The organism is Streptomyces sp. NBC_00273 (genome assembly GCF_036178145.1).
GTDB lineage: Bacteria > Actinomycetota > Actinomycetes > Streptomycetales > Streptomycetaceae > Streptomyces.
On the sequence record NZ_CP108067.1, the window covers coordinates 7,166,913 to 7,185,770 of the forward strand.

An 18,858-nucleotide genomic window follows, 5' to 3' on the forward strand; every position below is an offset into this window, starting at 1 on the left:
TTCGTCTCCGGAGATTCGAACGCCGCGTCGCGAATACGGTTCTTTTCAGTCGGTCGGTCCTGTAAGCGTCGACATGTTTCAGTGATCTTTTCCGGAAGTCTGTTTTCCTGGTGCCGAGGGGCCGTCGCGGGCGCAGACGTGCTGGTGGGAGCGGTGTGCGGGCTCATGGGAGGCGTCCGGCAAGATAGCGGAATGTCCCCATCCGAATAACTCTCCGTCGATAAATAAGGTAACCCTTAGTGATGGAGGCCACCAGGGGTGGCGTCCATCACGGCTTGTCGCCGCTCGGTTATTTACGCAACAATGGCGTTGTGAAATACGGCGAACGGCAGATCGACACCCCCCAGGGGGAGCTCGGCACCGGGGAGCGGTCAACCCGCAACCGCGTGGCGCGCTCGATCCTGGACCACGGTCCGTCCACCGTCGCCGACCTCGCCCAGCGTCTCGGCCTCACCCAGGCCGCCGTCCGCCGCCACCTCGACACGCTCGTCTCCGACGACGTGGTCGAACCCCGTGAGCAGCGTGTGTACGGTGCGCGCACCCGGGGTCGGCCCGCCAAGGTCTTCGCGCTCACCGACTGCGGCCGCGACGCCTTCGACCAGTCCTACGACACGCTCGCCGCGGACGCCCTGCGCTGGATCGCGCAGTCGGTCGGCGGCGGCGAGCAGGGCGAGGTGGCCGTCGCCGCCTTCGCCAGGGCGCGGATGGAAGCGCAGGCGCGGGCCTACAAGGAGGCCGTCGAGGCCGCCGCCCCGCAGGAGCGCACGGAGGCCCTTGCCAAGGCGTTGACCGTGGACGGGTACGCTGCTACGGCGAAGAGCGCTCCCGGTCCGCACAGCGGTGAACAGCTCTGCCAGCACCACTGCCCGGTCGCACACGTCGCCGAGCAGTTCCCGCAGCTTTGCGAGGCGGAGACCGAGGTCTTCTCCCGTCTGCTGGGGACCCATGTGCAGCGCCTCGCCACGATCGCCCATGGCGACGGGGTGTGCACGACGTTCATTCCGCGTGGCGCGAGCACCAAACAGACCGACACATCAGTATCTGCAAGTACGGCCGGGAGGAACCCCGCATGACCACGGAGATCGCTCACCCTGAGCTCGATGGCCTGGGCACTTACGAATACGGCTGGGCCGACTCCGACGCGGCCGGTGCCGCTGCCAAGCGGGGTCTGTCCGAAGAGGTCGTCCGCGACATCTCGGCGAAGAAGTCCGAGCCGGAGTGGATGCTCAAGCTCCGCCTCAAGGGCCTGAAGCTGTTCGACAAGAAGCCCATGCCGAACTGGGGTTCCGACCTCTCGGGCATCGACTTCGACAACATCAAGTACTTCGTGCGTTCCACCGAGAAGCAGGCCGCTTCGTGGGAGGACCTGCCCGAGGACATCAAGAACACGTACGACAAGCTCGGCATCCCGGAGGCGGAGAAGCAGCGCCTCGTCGCCGGTGTCGCGGCCCAGTACGAGTCCGAGGTCGTCTACCACCAGATCCGTGAGGACCTGGAGGAGCAGGGCGTCATCTTCCTCGACACGGACACCGCGCTCAAGGAGCACCCGGAGCTCTTCCAGGAGTACTTCGGCACGGTCATCCCGGTCGGCGACAACAAGTTCGCGTCGCTGAACACCGCGGTGTGGTCCGGCGGCTCCTTCATCTACGTCCCCAAGGGCGTGAAGGTCGACATCCCGCTCCAGGCCTACTTCCGCATCAACACGGAGAACATGGGCCAGTTCGAGCGGACGCTGATCATCGTCGACGAGGACGCCTACGTCCACTACGTCGAGGGCTGCACCGCCCCGATCTACTCCTCGGACTCGCTGCACAGCGCCGTGGTCGAGATCATCGTCAAGAAGGGCGGCCGCTGCCGCTACACGACGATCCAGAACTGGTCGAACAACGTCTACAACCTGGTCACCAAGCGCGCCGTGGCGTACGAGGGCGCGACCATGGAGTGGATCGACGGCAACATCGGTTCCAAGGTCACCATGAAGTACCCGGCCGTCTACCTGATGGGCGAGCACGCCAAGGGCGAGACCCTGTCCATCGCCTTCGCGGGCGAGGGCCAGCACCAGGACGCCGGCTCCAAGATGGTCCACATGGCGCCGAACACCTCCTCGAACATCGTCTCCAAGTCGGTGGCCCGGGGCGGCGGCCGCACCTCCTACCGAGGCCTGGTCGAGATCGGCGAGGGCGCCCACGGCTCGAAGTCCAACGTGCTGTGCGACGCGCTCCTGGTCGACACCATCTCCCGCTCGGACACGTACCCGTACGTGGACGTCCGCGAGGACGACGTCTCCATGGGCCACGAGGCCACCGTCTCCAAGGTCTCCGACGACCAGCTCTTCTACCTGATGAGCCGCGGCATGACGGAGTTCGAGGCGATGGCCATGATCGTGCGCGGCTTCGTCGAGCCCATCGCGCGCGAGCTGCCCATGGAGTACGCCCTGGAGCTGAACCGGCTGATCGAGCTGCAGATGGAGGGATCGGTCGGCTGACCGCCGGCCGCGCGGCATCCCCCGCCGCACATCCTTTGACGTAGGCAGTGTTCTTTAAAGAGAGTGAGCAAGACGACAGCCATGGCTGAGGCTCAGAACATTCCGGCGGGTTCGACCACCGCCGGCGCGATCGCGGTGGCCGCCGAGTCCACCGTCGCCACCCGGATGAGTGCGCCCCCGTCCTTCGACGTGGCGGACTTCCCGGTTCCGAACGGCCGCGAGGAGGAGTGGCGCTTCACGCCGCTCGCCCGACTCAAGGGCCTGCACGACGGCACCGCGGTCGCCAACGGCACCATGAAGGCCCAGATCGACGCGCCCGAGGGCGTCACGGTCGAGTCGGTGGAGCGCGACGACGCGCGCATCGGCAAGGCCGGCACCCCGGTGGACCGGATCGCCGCCCAGGCGTTCTCGTCCTTCGCCAAGGCCACGGTCGTCACCGTGCCCAAGGAGACGGTCCTGACCGAGCCGGTGCGCGTGACGCTGCACGGCGAGGGCGGCACCACCTTCGGCCACACCGTCTTCGACGTGCAGGCCTTCGCCGAGGCCGTCATCGTCATCGACCACACCGGTGACGGCGTGCGCGCCGCCAACGTCGACTTCCTGGTCGGCGACGGCGCCAAGCTCACCGTCGTGTCCGTGCAGGACTGGGACGACACCGCCGTCCACTGCTCCCAGCACAACACGCTGGTCGGCCGCGACGCGACCTTCAAGTCGGTCGTGGTCACCTTCGGCGGCGACGTCGTGCGCCTCCACCCGCGCATCAGCTACGCCGGCCCCGGCGGCGAGGCCGAGCTCTTCGGCCTGTACTTCACGGACGCCGGCCAGCACCAGGAGCACCGCCTCCTGGTCACGCACGACGCCCCGCACTGCAAGTCGAACGTGGTCTACAAGGGCGCGCTCCAGGGCCAGGACGCCCACGCGGTCTGGATCGGCGACGTGCTCATCCAGAAGAGCGCCGAGGGCACCGACACCTACGAGATGAACCGCAACCTCGTCCTCACGGACGGCGCGCGGGTCGACTCGGTGCCGAACCTGGAGATCGAGACCGGCGAGATCGTCGGCGCCGGCCACGCCTCCGCGACCGGCCGCTTCGACGACGAGCAGCTCTTCTACCTGCAGGCCCGTGGCATCCCGGCCGACGAGGCCCGCCGCCTGGTCGTCCGCGGCTTCTTCGCGGAGCTCGTCCAGCAGATCGGTGTCGACGACATCGAGGAGCGTCTGCTCGCCAAGATCGAGACCGAGCTCCAGGGTTCCGTCTGATGAATTACGTCAAGGCCTGCGCGCTCAGCGAGCTGGAGGAGAACACCCCGAAGCGGGTGGAGCTCGACGGCACGCCGGTGTCCATCGTCTCCACCGAGGGGGAGGTGTTCGCGATCAACGACATCTGCTCGCACGCGAACGTCTCGCTCTCGGAGGGCGAGGTCGAAGACTGCATGATCGAGTGCTGGCTGCACGGGTCGGCCTTCGACCTGCGCACCGGCAAGCCCTCGGGTCTGCCCGCGACGCGCCCCGTACCCGTATACCCCGTAAAGATCGAAGGGGACGACGTGCTCGTCTCCCTCACCCAGGAGTCCTGAGGTATCCATGGCAACGCTTGAAATCCACGACCTGCACGTCTCCGTAGAGGCCGAGAACGGCGCCCGCGAGATCCTCAAGGGCGTCGACCTCACCGTCAAGCAGGGTGAGACGCACGCCATCATGGGTCCGAACGGCTCCGGCAAGTCCACCCTGGCGTACTCGCTCGCCGGTCACCCGAAGTACACCATCACCGGTGGCACCGTGACCCTCGACGGCGAGGACGTCCTGGAGATGTCCGTCGACGAGCGCGCCCGCGCCGGCGTCTTCCTCGCGATGCAGTACCCGGTCGAGGTCCCCGGTGTCTCGGTCTCCAACTTCCTGCGCACCTCGGCCACCGCGATCCGCGGCGAGGCGCCGAAGCTGCGTACCTGGGTGAAGGAGGTCAAGTCCGCGATGGAGCAGCTCCAGATGGACCCGGCCTTCGCCGAGCGCAACGTCAACGAGGGCTTCTCCGGCGGTGAGAAGAAGCGCCACGAGATCCTGCAGCTGGAGCTCCTGAAGCCGAAGATCGCGATCCTCGACGAGACCGACTCCGGCCTCGACGTCGACGCACTGCGTCAGGTCTCCGAAGGCGTCAACCGCGTCCGCGCGACCGGCGAGGTCGGCACGCTGCTGATCACGCACTACACGCGGATCCTCCGCTACATCAAGCCCGACTTCGTCCACGTCTTCTCCGAGGGCCGCATCGCCGAGTCCGGTGGCGCCGAGCTCGCCGACAAGCTGGAGGCCGAAGGCTACGAGTCGTACAGCACGAAGGGTGGCGCGACCGCGTGACACAGCTGCCTGGCCTCCTCGACATCGAGGCGATCCGAAAGGACTTCCCCCTTCTGGATCGTGTGGTCCACGACGGGAAGAAGATCGTTTACCTGGACAATGCGGCGACCTCGCAGAAGCCGCGCCAGGTGCTCGACGCGCTGAACGAGTACTACGAGCAGCACAACGCCAACGTCCACCGTGGCGTGCACGTGCTCGCCGAGGAGGCCACGGCGCTGTACGAGGGCGCCCGCGACAAGGTCGCCGCCTTCATCAACGCGCCGAGCCGCGACGAGGTGATCTTCACCAAGAACGCCTCCGAGTCGCTCAACCTGGTCGCGAACATGCTCGGCTGGGCGGACGAGCCCTACCGGGTCGACCGCGAGACCGAGATCGCCATCACGGAGATGGAGCACCACTCCAACATCGTGCCGTGGCAGCTGCTCTCGCAGCGCACCGGCGCGAAGCTGAAGTGGTTCGGCCTCACCGACGACGGCCGGCTCGACCTGTCCAACATCGAAGAGGTCATCACGGAGAAGACGAAGATCGTCTCCTTCACGCTGGTCTCCAACATCATGGGCACGGTCAACCCGGTCGAGGCGATCGTCCGGCGCGCCCAGGACGTCGGCGCCCTCGTGCTGATCGACGCCTCCCAGGCCGCCCCCCACATGCCGCTGGACGTGCAGGCGCTCGGCGCCGACTTCGTGGCCTTCACCGGCCACAAGATGTGCGGCCCGACCGGCATCGGCGTCCTCTGGGGCCGCCAGGAGCTCCTGGAGGACCTGCCTCCGTTCCTCGGCGGCGGCGAGATGATCGAGACCGTGTCGATGCACGCCTCGACCTACGCCCCTGCGCCCCACAAGTTCGAGGCGGGTACGCCCCCGATCGCCCAGGCCGTCGGCCTCGGCGCGGCCGTGGACTACCTGACCGCGATCGGCATGGACAAGATCGCCGCGCACGAGCACGCGATCACCGAGTACGCGATCAAGCGCCTCGCGGAGGTGCCCGACCTGCGGATCATCGGCCCCACCACGGCCGAGGACCGCGGCGCCGCCATCTCCTTCGTCCTGGGTGACATCCACCCGCACGACGTCGGCCAGGTACTGGACGAGCAGGGCATCGCGGTCCGCGTGGGACACCACTGCGCACGCCCCGTCTGCCTGCGCTACGGAATTCCTGCGACGACGCGAGCGTCTTTCTACCTGTACTCCTCTCCGGCCGAGGTCGACGCGCTGATCGACGGGCTGGAGCACGTACGGAACTTCTTCGGCTGACGGACGAGGCGACGAGGACGCAGTGAAGCTGGATTCGATGTACCAGGAACTGATCCTGGACCACTACAAGCACCCGCACGGGCGTGGCCTGCGCGACGGCGACGCCGAGGTGCACCACGTCAACCCGACGTGCGGTGACGAGATCACGCTGCGCGTGAAGTACGACGGCGAGACGCTGACCGACGTCTCCTACGAGGGCCAGGGCTGCTCCATCAGCCAGGCCAGCGCGTCCGTACTGAACGAGCTGCTCGTGGGCAAGGAACTGGCCGAGGCGCAGAAGATCCAGGCAGTCTTCCTGGAGATGATGCAGTCCAAGGGCAAGATCGAGCCCGACGAGGCCATGGAAGAGGTGCTGGAGGATGCGGTCGCGTTCGTCGGCGTCTCGAAGTACCCGGCTCGTGTGAAGTGTGCGCTGCTGAGTTGGATGGCGTGGAAGGACGCGACGGCCCAGGCTCTGGGCGGCGCGGAGAGGAAGACGGCATGACCGAGAACGCGACGCCCGAGGCGTCGATCAAGCCGGCCACCGAGGAGGAGGTCCGCGAGGCCCTCTACGACGTGGTCGACCCCGAGCTGGGCATCGACGTCGTCAACCTGGGCCTGATCTACGGCATCCACATCGACGACGCGAACATCGCCACCCTCGACATGACCCTGACCTCGGCGGCCTGCCCGCTGACGGACGTCATCGAGGACCAGGCGAAGTCGGCGACGGACGGCATCGTCAGCGAACTGCGCATCAACTGGGTCTGGATGCCGCCGTGGGGCCCGGACAAGATCACGGACGACGGTCGCGAGCAGCTCCGCGCGCTCGGCTTCAACGTCTGAGCCGTTGTGAACGAGGAAGGGCCCCCGGCATCGTGCCGGGGGCCCTTCGCGTGTTGGCCGGCCGGACCGGCGGGTCCGGCCGGCCGACCGCTCAGTCGTCCGCCTGCCCGTTCGGCCGGGGATCCGGCTGGGGGCCGGTCTCAGGTTCCGGCCGGGGGGTCGGACGTGCGTCTGCGGGTGCGTCTGCTGTGGGCGCGGGCGCAGGCGTGGCTGCGGGTGCAGGCGTGGGTCCGGTGCCGGGGGTCGCCGCGGCGGCCTCGGCGAGGATGGCGGAGGCGAGGTTCTCACGCCGGATCCGCTGGTCCACGTAGAGCAGATTGTTGAACAGCTGGGTGTACCCGATCTGGAACATCTGGCTCACGCCGCCGCCGACCAGCATGCAAACGAAGCCGAACACGAGGCCGATGACCATGCCTGCCGACGGGGCGGCTCCCTCGCCCCCCTCGGCCATGAGCGGGAGCATCCCGAACATGCCGATGAACTGGAAGGGCATCTGGATCATGTAGGCGATGCTCATCCCGATCATGCTGCCGACCAGGGAGATGCCGAAGATCCGCCACCACTGGCCCTTGACCAGCGCGGTCGAGCGGCGCAGCGCGGTGACAGGACCGGCCTCCTCCATGACCGCCGCGGCGGGGGCCAGGCTGAGCCGGGTGCCGAGCCACACGGTCACCGGGAGGGCGAGCAGCATGAACACGGGCAGGAGGAGCAGAGCTCCGGGCGACGGGTCGTCGCCGGAGGTGGAGGCGATCACCAGCGGAATGCACACCGCGAGGGCCACGAGCACCGGGGCGCCCGCGATCAGTCCCGTGAGCGCCAGCGCGCCCAGGACGGCGGGCGTCCGCCGCAGGGCCTCGCGCCACATCGCGCGGAAGGTCGTGGGCCGGCCCCTGACCGCCTCGCGGAGGATCGCCGGGCACAGGGCGGTGAGCATCGCCATGCCCAGCAGCCCCACGGCGAACAGCAGCACGAACAGCGTGACGGCCGCGACGAGGAACGGTGTGAGGTGCTCGGCCGACGGGGTCTGTCCGTAGGGCGGGTCGAAGACCGGCTCGATGTGGTCGTACACCGCGGCGACGGCGATGCCCGCCAGCAGGGCCATGACCAGCAGGCAGATGCCCTGCACGGCCAGCATCACGCCGACCAGCTGCTTCCAGTGGCGGCCCAGCGTGGCGAACGAAGCGCTCACCATGTCCCCGAGGCGCAGGGGCCGCAGGGGTATCACCCCGGGCTGCGGCGGTGGCGGCGGAGCCCATCCTCCCCACTGCGGCGCGCCGCCCGGGCCTCCCCATCCCGGTGCCCCCGTGGATCCCCACCCTGCGTTCTGCGCCATGCATCCGCTCCGTCTGCTCGTTCCCCCGTCGAACGCACACCGTATCCCAGCATGTCAGGGGCATGGCGACGCTTTTCCGGCCCGCTTGTGTACGTTCGTACGCATCGCTGTGTACAGTCGTACGCATGCCTTACGTCATGCTTGCCGCGGCCATCGCCGCAGAGGTCGCCGGAACCACCGCCATGAAGTACAGCGACGGCTTCACGAAGCTGTGGCCGTCGCTGGGCACCCTGCTGGGCTACGTCATCGCCTTCACCCTGCTCGCGCAGACGCTGAAGTCGATGTCGGTCGGCACGGCGTACGCGATATGGGCGGGCGTCGGCACCGCCGCGATCGCCGCCATAGGCATGGTGTTCCTGGGGGAGGCGGCCACCGCCGCCAAGATCGCCGGGATCGCCCTGGTGATCGGCGGCGTGGTCCTGCTGAATCTCGGCGGGGCCCACTGATGACCCCTGGTGTGCGGCGCTACGACCCGGACCGGCGGCAGCGGATCATCGACGCGGCGCTGCGGGTGGTCGGCGAGCGGGGCATCGCGGGGCTGACCCACCGCAGCGTCGCCGCGGAGGCCGACGTGCCGCTCGGGTCGACGACGTACCACTTCAAGACGCTGGACGACCTGCTGGTCGCCGCCCTGCGCCAGGCCAACGAGGGCTTCGCGCAGGCGGTGGCGCGATCGGCCGCTCTGGCCGACCCGGACGCGGACCTCGCCGCGGTCCTGGCCCGCCTGCTCGGGGAGCTCCTGGCGGCGGACCGGGGCCGGGTCGAGCTGGAGTACGAGCTCTACCTCGCGGCCCTGCGCCGCCCGGCGCTGCGGCCGGTGGCGGCGCAGTGGTGCGAGGCGGTGTCGGCGGCGCTGACCCCGCGGACCGACCCGATGACCGCGCGGGCACTGGTGGCGGCCATGGACGGGATCGGCCTGCAGGTCCTGCTGACGGACGCCGCGTACGACGAGGAGTACGCCCGCGAGGTCCTGAGGCGGGTGCTGCGGCCGTCGTAGGCGCGCCGCTACCGTTTCGGACCGCCGCGCGCCGCGGGCCCCCGGTCCTCGGGCGCCGGCGGGCCCGGTCGCGCGAGGGGCGGGGGAGCGGCTCCTCCGGCTGCCCGACCGGCCCGCCTGCCGGGCCCGTTCAGCCCGCGGAGCGTACCGCCGCGAGGGCCGCCCGCACGCTCGCCTCGATGTCTTGGATCGGGTAGATCACCTCGCGGACCGTGCGGTCGCGGTCGATGACGAGCGTCAGCCGCTTGATCCGGCTCGTGCCCGCCGCGCGGAACGTCGGCAGGCGCAGTGCGGCGGTGAGCGCCAGATCCGCGTCCGACAGGAGCGGGAACCGCAGCCGCTCCTGCTCCGCGAACTCCCGCTGCTCGTCCGGGCGCTGGGTCGACACCCCGTGCACGGTGGCGCCGGCCGCGGTGAACTCCGTGAGCTGGTCGCGGTAGGTGCACGACTCGAACGTGCAGCCCCTGGCGCCGGGGATCCCGGCCCAGTCGGGCGGGTAGGACTCGGCGCGCGCGTACGCGCCCGGGAAGCAGTACAGGACCGTGAACGGGGTGTCCGCCACCGGGTCGCTCAGCTCGCCGAAACGGTCCGGCAGTAGCAGTGGCGGCACGTGCGTGCCGCGCAGTGCGTGCACCCGTTCCGCCTCGCGCGAGGCCTCGTCGGTCGTCGCCGTCATCTCTCCCTCTCCCAGGACCCAGGTGTCTCCCCAGTCCTGGAGGGCCACCAGGACGGGCAGCAGTCCCCGCCCGCGCGGGGTCAGCCGGTATTCGTGCCGCACCGGGCGTTCCTGGTACGGCTCGCGCGACAGCACCCCGGCCTCGACGAGCAGCTTCAGCCGTTCCGCCAGCACCTTGCGGGACATCCCCAACTCGCGCTGGAGCTCGTCGAAGCGGTGCAGACCGCGCGCGGCGTCGCGCACGATCAGCAGCGTCCACCAGTCGCCCACCACGTCGAGGGCCTGGGCGATGGCGCAGTCCGCGTCGCCGAGGTGTGTGCGCTGGGCCATGGGAACTCCTTCGTCCGTTGACCCAAGGCTGCCATGCTGACATAGTCAGTTCCTAAAGGGAACTCACTCGTTGGATCAGGGGGACACAGGTGTGCTGCAGGGGTTCAAGGACATACCGAGGGTCGTGTGGCTGCTGGCTGCGGGGGTCTTCGTCAACGCCGTCGTCAGCTTCACCTTCGTCTTCGTCTTCCTCTACCTGACCGGCCCGCGCGGCCTCGACGCCAGCCAGGCGGGCCTGATCGTCGGCATCGGCGGCATCGGCCTGGTCGCCGGCAATTTCACGGGCGGCTGGTACGGGGACCGCTTCGGCCACCGCCGGGTGCTCCTCGGCGCATCCACCCTCGGGGGCCTGACCCTCGCGGCGCTCCCGCTGCTCCCCCTACCGCTCCTCTACGCGGCCCTGCCCGTGGCCCAGTACGCCTCCGGCGTGATCCGGGCCGCCAACTCCGCACTGGTCGCGGTCACCGTCCCGGAGGGCGCCCGCCGCCAGGCCTTCGCCCTCGTACGCTGCGCCTCCAACGGCGGATTCACCCTCGGACCGCCGCTCGGCGCCCTGATCGCCACCGGCCTCTCCTACGACTGGCTCTTCGTCGGCGACGGCGTCGGCACGCTCGTCTTCGCCCTCTGGACCGCGCGGGTCGTCCCGGCCCGCGGTGCTCCCCGTGTACCGGCCGCGGCCCGGGACGGGGGTCCGGGCCGCGGCGAACGGACCCTGTGGCGCGAACTGCGCGCCCGCCCCGCCGTGCTGGTGCTGCTCGGCGCGATCCTGGTGACCGACGTCGTCTACCGCCAGCAGTACTTCACCTTCCCCGTCTTCCTCGCCGACCACGGCCTGGACGCGCGCGCCTTCGGGCTCGTCATCGCCCTGAACGGAGGGGTGATCCTGCTGCTGGAACTGCCCGCCGCCGTCGCGCTGCGCGAGCGGCCGGCCCTGCCGGTCATCGGCACCGGGATGGTGCTCGTCGGGGCCGGGTACGCGGCGCTGGTGGTGTACGGGGCCGGGGTCGCCAGCGCCGTGACCATGATGATCCTGCTGAGCCTCGGGGAGATCCTCTACAAGACCACCGCCACCGCCCACATGGCCGACCAGGCGCCCGAGCACGCCATCGGGCGGTTCCAGAGCCTGTACGCGGGCGTCTCGGTCAGCGGGGTCGTCGTCGGTCCACCGCTCGGCGGAGCCCTGTACTCCGTCGCGCCCGGGCTGCTGTGGCCGCTCTGCGCGGTGTTGGCGGCGGGGGCGGGCGCGGCGCTGCTGGGGGCGCACGCCCGCCAGGTCCGACACGCGGCGCGACCCGCGCGACCGGCACATGAGACCGGTTCGCAACCGAAGGCCGTCGCCGGTTAGGTTTCGGATATGACTGCTACGCGTACCACCGGCGCCGTCGCCGCCGGACTTGCCACCCTCACCGCCGACGGCACCGTCCTCGACACCTGGTTCCCCGCCCCCGAGCTGGTCGCCGAGCCCGGCCCGGCCGGCACCGAGCGCCTCACCGCCGACCAGGCCGTGGAGCTGCTGGGCGCTGCCGCGGCCAAGGCGATCCGCACGGACGCGGTCCGCGGCGTCGAGGTCGTAGCCGTCCGCACGGTCATCTCCTCCCTGGAGGACAAGCCGCTGGACGCGCACGACGCGTACCTGCGCCTGCACCTGCTCAGCCACCGCCTGGTCAAGCCGCACGGCCAGAACCTCGACGGCGTCTTCGGCCTGCTCACGAACGTCGCCTGGACCTCGCTGGGCCCGGTCGCCGTCGACCAGGTCGAGACCGTCCGCCTCAACGCGCGCGCCGAGGGCCTGCACCTCCAGGTCACCTCGATCGACAAGTTCCCGCGGATGACGGACTACGTCGCCCCCAAGGGCGTGCGCATCGCCGACGCGGACCGCGTCCGCCTCGGTGCGCACCTCGCCGAGGGCACCACCGTCATGCACGAGGGCTTCGTCAACTTCAACGCCGGCACCCTCGGCACCTCCATGGTCGAGGGCCGCATCTCCGCGGGCGTCGTGGTCGGCGACGGCTCCGACATCGGCGGCGGCGCCTCCACCATGGGTACCCTCTCGGGCGGCGGCAAGCAGATCATCTCGATCGGCGAGCGCACCCTGATCGGCGCCGAGGCGGGCGTGGGCATCGCGCTCGGCGACGAGTGCGTCGTCGAGGCCGGCCTCTACGTGACCGCGGGCACCCGCGTGACCCTGCCGGACGGCCAGATCGTCAAGGCCCTGGAGCTCTCCGGCGCCAACAACATCCTCTTCCGCCGCAACTCGGTGACCGGCGCCGTCGAGGCCCGCCCGTACAAGGCGGCCTGGGGCGGCCTGAACGAGGTCCTGCACAGCCACAACTGACGCCCTGCCACGTCGAAGAGCGCCCTCCCACGGCCGGGGAGGGCGCTCTTCGCGTTCCTCCGGTCCGCCGCCGGCCGCCGGCCCGTCAGGTGCCGAGGCCCTCGACGACCTCGCGCACGTGCCGCACTGCTGTGGAGGCCCACCGCACGCGGAACGGCGCCAGCTTGGCCACCGCCGCGCCCAGCCATTGCGGATCACCCAAGCGGTGCAGCGCCTTCGCATCGGACACTTGCCCGACGAGGTGGCCCAGGAGGAAGACGTGGGAGCCCGTGTAGGCGCGCTCGTGGTGGGTGTAGTTGACCGACCAGTTCTCGTACGGGTGACGCAGGGTCGCCGACGCGGAGCACGCGCTGCGGCCGCCGATCTGCGCGGAGGTCGAGGCCAGCTCCAGCGCGCCCCCGCCACGGGTGGCCATCCACGCCCGCGTGGTCGCGTTCACGCCCAGCCCCATGAACCTGCCCCAGGGGATGACGGCGCGCGGCTCGGCCGCACCGTCCTTGTGGTGCTCCACGCCTTCGGCGGTGAGGACCAGATGTGAGCGGCGCTTCCGGTTCGGGTCACCGATGGTCCATCGGTCCCCGATCAACTCCAGCGGCCCCAGGAACTCGGACATGATCCCCCCGTATCCGTTTGCCGCGGGCGGTCAGGCCAGGCCAGGTCAGGTCAGGTCAGTGAGATCGTGCGGACCAGGCCCGCGAAGGCCTGCTTCTCCGCCTCGGTCAGCTCCACCGACTCCATCGGGTGCGCGGCGGAGCCGCGCTGGGCCGGGATCATCGGCAGGCCCTCGGCGGCGGGACCCGAGTGGGGGAAGCGGCTGTCCTCCCGCATGTGGCGGAGGCCGGTGAGCCAGACGATCGCGGCCACGAGCAGGACGGCGAGGCCGATTTGCTGGGCGAGGGAGATGGAGGGCAACACGAGGATCCTCCGGGTGTGCGGTCGGTACGGGCCGGTAACAAGATCGAGCGTGGAAATACTCAACCACCACAACCGGTCGATTCGATACGGATGTGTCGAGCGTCACGCCAGGGCCGAAAGTCCCTAGCTTGTCCGAGAAGGCGCCGTTACGGCTCCAGGTGCAGCTTGAAGCCCTCGTGGCTGCGTGCGAAGCCCAGTCGCTCGTAGAACCGGTGCGCGGCGGTCCGACGCTTGTTGCTGGTCAGCTGGACCAGGCCGCAGCCGCGCCCGCGGGCCCTCTCGACGGCGAGCCGCATCAGTTCGGCGCCGAATCCCGCGCCCCGCCGGTCCGCGCGGATCCGTACCGCTTCCACCAGCGCCCGCTCCTGCCCGTTCTGGCCCAGGCCCGGGACGTAGGTGAGCTGGAGGCAGCCGAGGACGACCTCGCCCGCCCCGCCCGCCCCGCCCGCCCCGTCCGCTCCGTCCGTGAGGACCAGCATCTCGTTGCGCGGGTCCGCCTCGATCGCGGCGAAGGCCCGCTCGTGCGCCTCGCCGATCACGACCTGGGCCGGGTCGACGACCGAGTCCTCGTCGGCGAGCAGGGCGAGTACGGCGGGCAGGTCCCGGCGGGTGGCCTCACGGAAGATCATGGCGGGATTGTGGCAGGGGGCCCGGCCGGGACGGCGGCCGGACCCCCTACAGCTGCGGGCCCCGAGGGGTTACGGGCGGAAGCGCAGCACCTGCGGGTCGTGGTCGCTGTTCTGCGCCGCGAACTCCGCGTTGATGTGCACGCTGTCGTACGTGAACTTCTTGATCGCCGGGCTGGTCAGGATCTGGTCCAGCACCTGAGCGTTGCCCTGGTAGACGTACGAGTAGCGCTCCGCCTTCGGCAGCGACTTGATCGCCGGGTACAGCGCCCCGCCGTCCGCCAGCGCGTCCGTCGTCGCCGAGAACTCGAAGTCGTTGATGTCACCGAGGACCAGGACGTTGGCGTTCTTGTCCTCCGCCAGGAGCTGCTTCACGAAGCCGTTCACGGCCTGCGCCTGGAGCAGTCGCTTGGTCTCCGAGGAACGGACCGGCGGCTGGTGGTGCGAGGTCAGGCCCTCGTCGCCGCCCTTGGAGCCGAAGTGGTTGGCGATCACGAAGACCGTCTTGCCGCGGAAGACGAACTCGCCGGCGAGCGGCTTGCGGCTGTCCGCCCACGCCGGGTTGGCGGGGTCGACGCGGCCGGGGGAGTGGGTCAGGGCGGCCTTGCCGTTCACCTTGGTCACGCCGGTCGCGGTCACCGCGTCACCCGGGGCGCGCTCGGTGAAGGAGACCCGCGCCGGGTTGAAGAGGAACACCTGGCGGATGTTGCCGCCGGGCTCGCCGCCGTCCTTCTTGTCCTCCGGGTTGACGGTCCGCCACTGGTAGGCCGGGCCGCCGGCGGCCGAGATCGCCGCGGTGAACTTGGCGAGGGTCTGCTCGGCCGAGACGGTGCCGTCGTTCTTGGCGCCGTTGTCGTCCTGGATCTCCTCCAGGGCGAGGACGTCGGGGGAGGCCAGGTTCTCGACGACCGCCTTCGCCAGCGCGTCGAACTTCTCCTGCGGGTCGGTCGGGTCGAGGTTCTCGACGTTGTACGTGGCCACCGCGAGCTCCTGCTCGGCCTGCGGCTTGGTCTTCTCGGGGGCGAGGGTGCCCGCCTTGACGGTGCCGAGGGTGCGGGCCACCAGCGTGTAGCCGCCGAACTGGTTGAAGTCCAGCGGGCCTTCGGTGGTGCCAGTCAGCCGGTCGCCGACGTTGGCCACCGGGAAGGGCTGCTGCGCGACGGGCGCGAGCTGCTGGATCTGGAGGCGGCCGGTGTTCTGGGACTCGTAGGAGCCGTAGATGGTGCCACCGCGCTTGGCGGTGTTCTCCCAGCCCTTCACCGTGACCCACAGCTCCGAGTACGGGTCGGTGGCGCCGACCACGCGGGAGGTGCCGATCTTGACGTTCATGCCCTCCAGCGACTCGTAGTGGTCGAGGGCGTAGCGCGAGGGCTCCAGGGTCAGGCCGTTGATGCTGCCGGCGGCGGCCGGGTCACCGGCCGGGGCGTACTCGGCGGGCACCGAGTACTCGTTGATCGCGGTGGCCTCGGGCAGCGCGTTGCCGGAGGAGACCACGGTCACCGTCGGCTTGGAGATCTGGGTCACCGACTGGTTGCCGGAGTTCACGCCGCCGGGGATGTACTCGCCGACGGTGCCGGAGACCTTGACCGCGTCGCCCGCGGCGACGGTCGGGACGGCGTTGGTGAAGACGAAGACGCCCTCGCTGGTGGCGTCGTTGTCATCGGCGTTCGGGTCCTGGATCCAGAAGCCGCGCGAGCCGTACGTGCGCACGCCCGTCACGATGCCCTCGACGTCCGTGACCTGCTTGCCGTTGAGCGGGGATATCCGGGTGGTGCCCTGAATGTCGTGGATGCGTATCGGATCGGCGGACACGGCGCCTTCGGCCGCGTCGGCGGAGCCCGCGAGCAGGCCGGTGGCCAGTGCGGTGGCGACGAGGGCCGCGACGGCGGCGGAACGGGGATGCGAGGAGCGCATGGGCGGGAACTCCGGTGTGGGAGAGGGAAAAGGTGGGGGGTGCGGCAGTGAGATCTGCGGGAGGCATGCCGCTCCCTGTACATCTACGCGCGTCAATTTCCTGTGTGGCCAGCAAAGTTGTCAAGCCCTCCAGGGAATACGACAGCTGACTGTGGGATGAACCAAAGGGGATGGCTCGCCGGACGCGCCCGAAATGCGTCTAGGCTGGAGCGCCGTACGAAGGCCACGCCTGTCATCTGCGCCACATCCGCGTGCCCGCACTGCCCGTCATGTCGGCCATGTCATCGAAATCCGGGCGCACATGACGGTCCGGCTGACATGCGGCCCGTGTCACCAACGCCACACCCCGCCGCACCCCGTTCCACGCCGAGTCCCACCCCGTTTCAACCCGAGTCACACCCCGCCCCACCCCGCCCCACCGCGTCCGCGAGGAGAACCGTCCCATGTCCGCAGACTCGCACCCCACGCTGCCGCCCGTACGGCTGCACTCCGACGCGGAGCTGGCCCGCGACGCCCTCGGCGCCCCGCTGTTCGCGCGCGCCGTACGGCTCGCCCGCTGGGCCGGACCCGACACCCGCGTCGGCGTCGGCGGCGAGCTCGCCACCGACCAGCTGCCCGAGGCCGCCGCGGTGCTCGGCCTCGACGCCGCCGACGCGGACTCCGGCGGGTACGCGAGCCAGGCGTGGCGCGTGGCCGTGGACACCGGCCTGGTCGACGTGACCGAGCCGGAGGACGACGGCGGGGAGGGGGAGGGCGACGAGGCGCGCTTCGGCACGGCCGCGCCCGGTGAGGACCTCGCACTGGTGACGAGCGGTGCGCCCGGCGACGTACTCGACCTCTGGCTGGCGGCGCTGGACACGGTGCTCGCCGATGCGGCGGTGCCCGACCTGGACGACCTCGTCGACGCGCTCGACGCGGGCGGCGAGATCGACTTCGACCGGCTGGACTGGAACCCGGGGCGCGAGGCGGACTTCCTCGACGGGGTCCTCGCCAACCTCTACCTGCTCACCGTCACCGAGGGCGGGGCCGCGGACGATCCGGTTCCGCTGCCGGTGCTCGCCGCGTCGATGGTCGTGCCCGACGGCATGGGCGAGCCGACCGATGCCGTGCTGGAACAGGTCTCGGACGCGATGATGCGCCTCGACGACCAGTTCCGGCAGCTGGAGCCGATCGGGCTCGTGGAGTTCCGGCCCGTCGACGAGGAGCTCATGGCGGAGGCCGGCACCCCTCCGGAGCCGGAGACCGCGAGCGCCGCGGACGACGAGGACGTCTCCCGCTACGGGATGGTCCGCCTGACCCCCCTCGGCCTGTACGGGATCCGGGCGCGGATGCTGGAGGCCGGGGTCGATGCCCCCGCCGTCGGCGAACTGGCCGAGAAGGGCGCCGACGCACTCCTCGACGCGGTCTCCTTCTACTCCGAGAACGCCGCCCAGGCCGAGATCGAGCAGTGGCTGGCCGGCCGGGAACTGCCCGCCGCGGCCGCCGAGCTGCTGGCCGCCGCCCGCGGGGACGACGAGGGCGGCCCGCTGCGCCGGCTCCGGTGCCAGCAGGCCCTGGCCCCTGCCGGGCCGGAGGCCGAGCCCGCGGTCCGCTCGGTGCTGGACGACCCGGAGCTCGGCGGGCTCGCCCGGGTCTGGCTGGCGGAGCGCGGGGTGAGCGACGTACCGGCGCCGGACCCGGAGATGGTGTTCTGGCTGACGGTGGACACGATCGCGGCGCAGCTCGCCGCCGATGGGGAGACGGAGGAGCTGCCGCTCCTGATGGGGAGCCTGACCGCTCATCACGCGGGCTTCTTCGAGGAGGTGTGGCGGGTGGAGCACCCGGCGACGGCGTACGTCCTGGAGGCGATGGGCCGGCTGCACCCGGACAAGAAGGCGGCCAAGGAAGCCCGCAAGGCCGCGTTCAAGGCCCGCTCCCGCCGCTCGGCCTGATCGCCGTGCCCCCAGGTCGCCGCTGTCGGATCCTGCCCGGCCCGCACCGCCCGGCAAGGTCCGGCAGGGTCCGGCAGGGACGACTCAGACCGTTGTGTGCCAGCCGCCGCCCGCAACGCCCCAGCCGGTGAGTTCGGGCTTGACCGGGGGGAGCGCCCAGGGATCCAGGGTTCCGTCGCAGAGCTCCGCCAGGAACTGGACCATTCCGGCCTCGTAGTGCCACCAGGCGCTGTTGTGCGAGCTGATGGTGACGGGCCAAAGGTCCGGATCGCCCCCGAGCACACTCCAGAAGAAATCGTCACCCTCCTTCGAGTCCCCCCAGAACATCAGGACGGTCGAGGCGAGCTCGGCGGGACGCAGCTCGGGGCCCTCTCCTTCGAGCTCCCTGACCCACGCCTTGGCACGGTCGCTTTCCTCCCCGGGCAAAGGGGTGGAGAGGCCCAGGAAGTCGTCCAGTTCGAAGGCCGGATACCACTCGGCGAGCGCCTTGAAGTCGGACGGCAGAGCCGTTCCGAGCACTTCCTCGACCGCGTGCCAGTCGAAAACGGCCCGTTCCCTCCGACGGAGCTCCACCAGCCCGGGAACAGCGCGCTCCAGTGCGGCGATCGCCTCGTCGGGGTCAAGGATCCTGCGTACCGGCTTCTGGGTTCCTATGAGTTCGTCCACGAGCGCAGCCTGTCAGAACCCGGGGCCCCGACCGCAGACCGGGTCGGGCGCCCGGGCGGGTGCCCGGAGGGCGGCGACAATGCGCCTTTCCTGCGGCCGGAGTTGGCCATTCCGGGGCAGGGCAAGGGGTCGTTTCCTCTTGGTGGGTAGTTCAGCCGCCGTTCACGTGCGGGCGAGAGCGTGTGCGCCGACGACCGCACGACAGGCGCACCACCTCCCC

At 70.3% G+C, this 18,858-nt stretch carries 20 protein-coding genes; 13 read left to right on the forward strand and 7 right to left on the reverse strand.

Features of this window, described 5'->3' with window-relative positions; genetic code table 11:
- Positions 1-311: 311 nt before the first annotated feature.
- The 8 genes from OG386_RS31955 to OG386_RS31990 all read left to right on the forward strand — a co-directional run bounded on the left by OG386_RS31955 (position 312) and on the right by OG386_RS31990 (position 6,915).
- On the forward strand, positions 312-1,073 hold the full coding sequence (locus tag OG386_RS31955; RefSeq protein WP_328790978.1) for a helix-turn-helix transcriptional regulator: 762 nt from the start codon (positions 312-314) through the stop codon (positions 1,071-1,073).
- On the forward strand, positions 1,070-2,485 hold the full coding sequence (gene sufB, locus OG386_RS31960) for a Fe-S cluster assembly protein SufB (RefSeq protein ID WP_030009133.1): 1,416 nt from the start codon (positions 1,070-1,072) through the stop codon (positions 2,483-2,485). Before OG386_RS31955 ends, sufB begins: the two co-directional genes overlap by 4 nt.
- An 81-nt stretch (positions 2,486-2,566) precedes the next feature.
- Positions 2,567-3,745, forward strand: a complete 1,179-nt coding sequence (gene sufD, locus OG386_RS31965; protein WP_328790979.1) for a Fe-S cluster assembly protein SufD — start codon at positions 2,567-2,569, stop codon at positions 3,743-3,745.
- Entirely contained in the window at positions 3,745-4,062 is a 318-nt protein-coding gene (locus OG386_RS31970) for a bifunctional 3-phenylpropionate/cinnamic acid dioxygenase ferredoxin subunit (protein ID WP_030009135.1), read from the forward strand. The genes sufD and OG386_RS31970 overlap by 1 nt, the downstream gene beginning before the upstream one ends.
- 7 nt (positions 4,063-4,069) lie before the next feature.
- Positions 4,070-4,837, forward strand: coding sequence for a Fe-S cluster assembly ATPase SufC (gene sufC / locus OG386_RS31975; RefSeq protein ID WP_030720347.1), 768 nt, complete (start codon positions 4,070-4,072; stop codon positions 4,835-4,837).
- On the forward strand, positions 4,834-6,090 hold the full coding sequence (locus OG386_RS31980) for a cysteine desulfurase (protein WP_030009137.1): 1,257 nt from the start codon (positions 4,834-4,836) through the stop codon (positions 6,088-6,090). Before sufC ends, OG386_RS31980 begins: the two co-directional genes overlap by 4 nt.
- 22 nt (positions 6,091-6,112) lie before the next feature.
- Complete coding sequence (sufU, locus tag OG386_RS31985) at positions 6,113-6,574, forward strand: Fe-S cluster assembly sulfur transfer protein SufU (RefSeq protein ID WP_030009138.1); 462 nt, start codon at positions 6,113-6,115, stop codon at positions 6,572-6,574.
- Positions 6,571-6,915 carry a metal-sulfur cluster assembly factor gene (locus OG386_RS31990; protein WP_030009139.1) on the forward strand — a complete coding sequence of 115 codons (345 nt, stop codon included), beginning with the start codon at positions 6,571-6,573 and terminating at the stop codon, positions 6,913-6,915. The genes sufU and OG386_RS31990 overlap by 4 nt, the downstream gene beginning before the upstream one ends.
- A 91-nt stretch (positions 6,916-7,006) precedes the next feature.
- Here the strand turns inward: OG386_RS31990 and OG386_RS31995 are convergent, their stop codons facing one another.
- The gene (locus OG386_RS31995; protein ID WP_328790980.1) at positions 7,007-8,107 is read right to left on the reverse strand and encodes a hypothetical protein; all 1,101 of its coding nucleotides are present in this window, start codon (positions 8,105-8,107) and stop codon (positions 7,007-7,009) included.
- A 266-nt stretch (positions 8,108-8,373) separates the two neighbouring features.
- Between OG386_RS31995 and OG386_RS32000 the strand changes: the two genes are divergently transcribed.
- Positions 8,374-8,694, forward strand: coding sequence for a DMT family transporter (locus OG386_RS32000; RefSeq protein ID WP_189735897.1), 321 nt, complete (start codon positions 8,374-8,376; stop codon positions 8,692-8,694).
- Positions 8,694-9,245, forward strand: coding sequence for a TetR/AcrR family transcriptional regulator (locus OG386_RS32005; protein ID WP_328790981.1), 552 nt, complete (start codon positions 8,694-8,696; stop codon positions 9,243-9,245). Before OG386_RS32000 ends, OG386_RS32005 begins: the two co-directional genes overlap by 1 nt.
- A 130-nt stretch (positions 9,246-9,375) precedes the next feature.
- Here the strand turns inward: OG386_RS32005 and OG386_RS32010 are convergent, their stop codons facing one another.
- Complete coding sequence (locus OG386_RS32010; protein WP_328790982.1) at positions 9,376-10,251, reverse strand: winged helix-turn-helix transcriptional regulator; 876 nt, start codon at positions 10,249-10,251, stop codon at positions 9,376-9,378.
- A gap of 94 nt (positions 10,252-10,345) precedes the next feature.
- Between OG386_RS32010 and OG386_RS32015 the strand changes: the two genes are divergently transcribed.
- The gene (locus tag OG386_RS32015) at positions 10,346-11,596 is read left to right on the forward strand and encodes an MFS transporter (protein ID WP_328793442.1); all 1,251 of its coding nucleotides are present in this window, start codon (positions 10,346-10,348) and stop codon (positions 11,594-11,596) included.
- Between the two features lie 9 nt (positions 11,597-11,605).
- Positions 11,606-12,586, forward strand: a complete 981-nt coding sequence (dapD, locus tag OG386_RS32020) for a 2,3,4,5-tetrahydropyridine-2,6-dicarboxylate N-succinyltransferase (protein WP_030012676.1) — start codon at positions 11,606-11,608, stop codon at positions 12,584-12,586.
- Positions 12,587-12,671: 85 nt separating this feature from the next.
- On the opposite strand, the gene OG386_RS32025 is transcribed toward dapD, so the two are convergent.
- From OG386_RS32025 to OG386_RS32040, 4 genes are all read right to left on the reverse strand, one after another.
- Positions 12,672-13,199, reverse strand: coding sequence for a hypothetical protein (locus OG386_RS32025; RefSeq protein WP_328790983.1), 528 nt, complete (start codon positions 13,197-13,199; stop codon positions 12,672-12,674).
- Between the two features lie 50 nt (positions 13,200-13,249).
- On the reverse strand, positions 13,250-13,501 hold the full coding sequence (locus OG386_RS32030; RefSeq protein ID WP_327386106.1) for a hypothetical protein: 252 nt from the start codon (positions 13,499-13,501) through the stop codon (positions 13,250-13,252).
- A 146-nt stretch (positions 13,502-13,647) separates the two neighbouring features.
- Positions 13,648-14,130: a GNAT family N-acetyltransferase gene (locus tag OG386_RS32035; RefSeq protein ID WP_328790984.1), complete on the reverse strand. Its 483-nt coding sequence runs from the start codon at positions 14,128-14,130 to the stop codon at positions 13,648-13,650.
- 69 nt (positions 14,131-14,199) lie between these two features.
- On the reverse strand, positions 14,200-16,041 hold the full coding sequence (locus tag OG386_RS32040; RefSeq protein ID WP_328790985.1) for an endonuclease/exonuclease/phosphatase family protein: 1,842 nt from the start codon (positions 16,039-16,041) through the stop codon (positions 14,200-14,202).
- A 443-nt stretch (positions 16,042-16,484) separates the two neighbouring features.
- Between OG386_RS32040 and OG386_RS32045 the strand changes: the two genes are divergently transcribed.
- The gene (locus tag OG386_RS32045; protein WP_328790986.1) at positions 16,485-17,972 is read left to right on the forward strand and encodes a hypothetical protein; all 1,488 of its coding nucleotides are present in this window, start codon (positions 16,485-16,487) and stop codon (positions 17,970-17,972) included.
- 84 nt (positions 17,973-18,056) lie between these two features.
- Here OG386_RS32045 and OG386_RS32050 read toward each other — a convergent pair whose 3' ends face one another.
- A complete protein-coding gene (locus OG386_RS32050; protein WP_328790987.1) occupies positions 18,057-18,638 on the reverse strand; it encodes a hypothetical protein in 582 nt (193 codons plus the stop codon).
- Between the last annotated feature and the right edge of the window lie 220 nt (positions 18,639-18,858).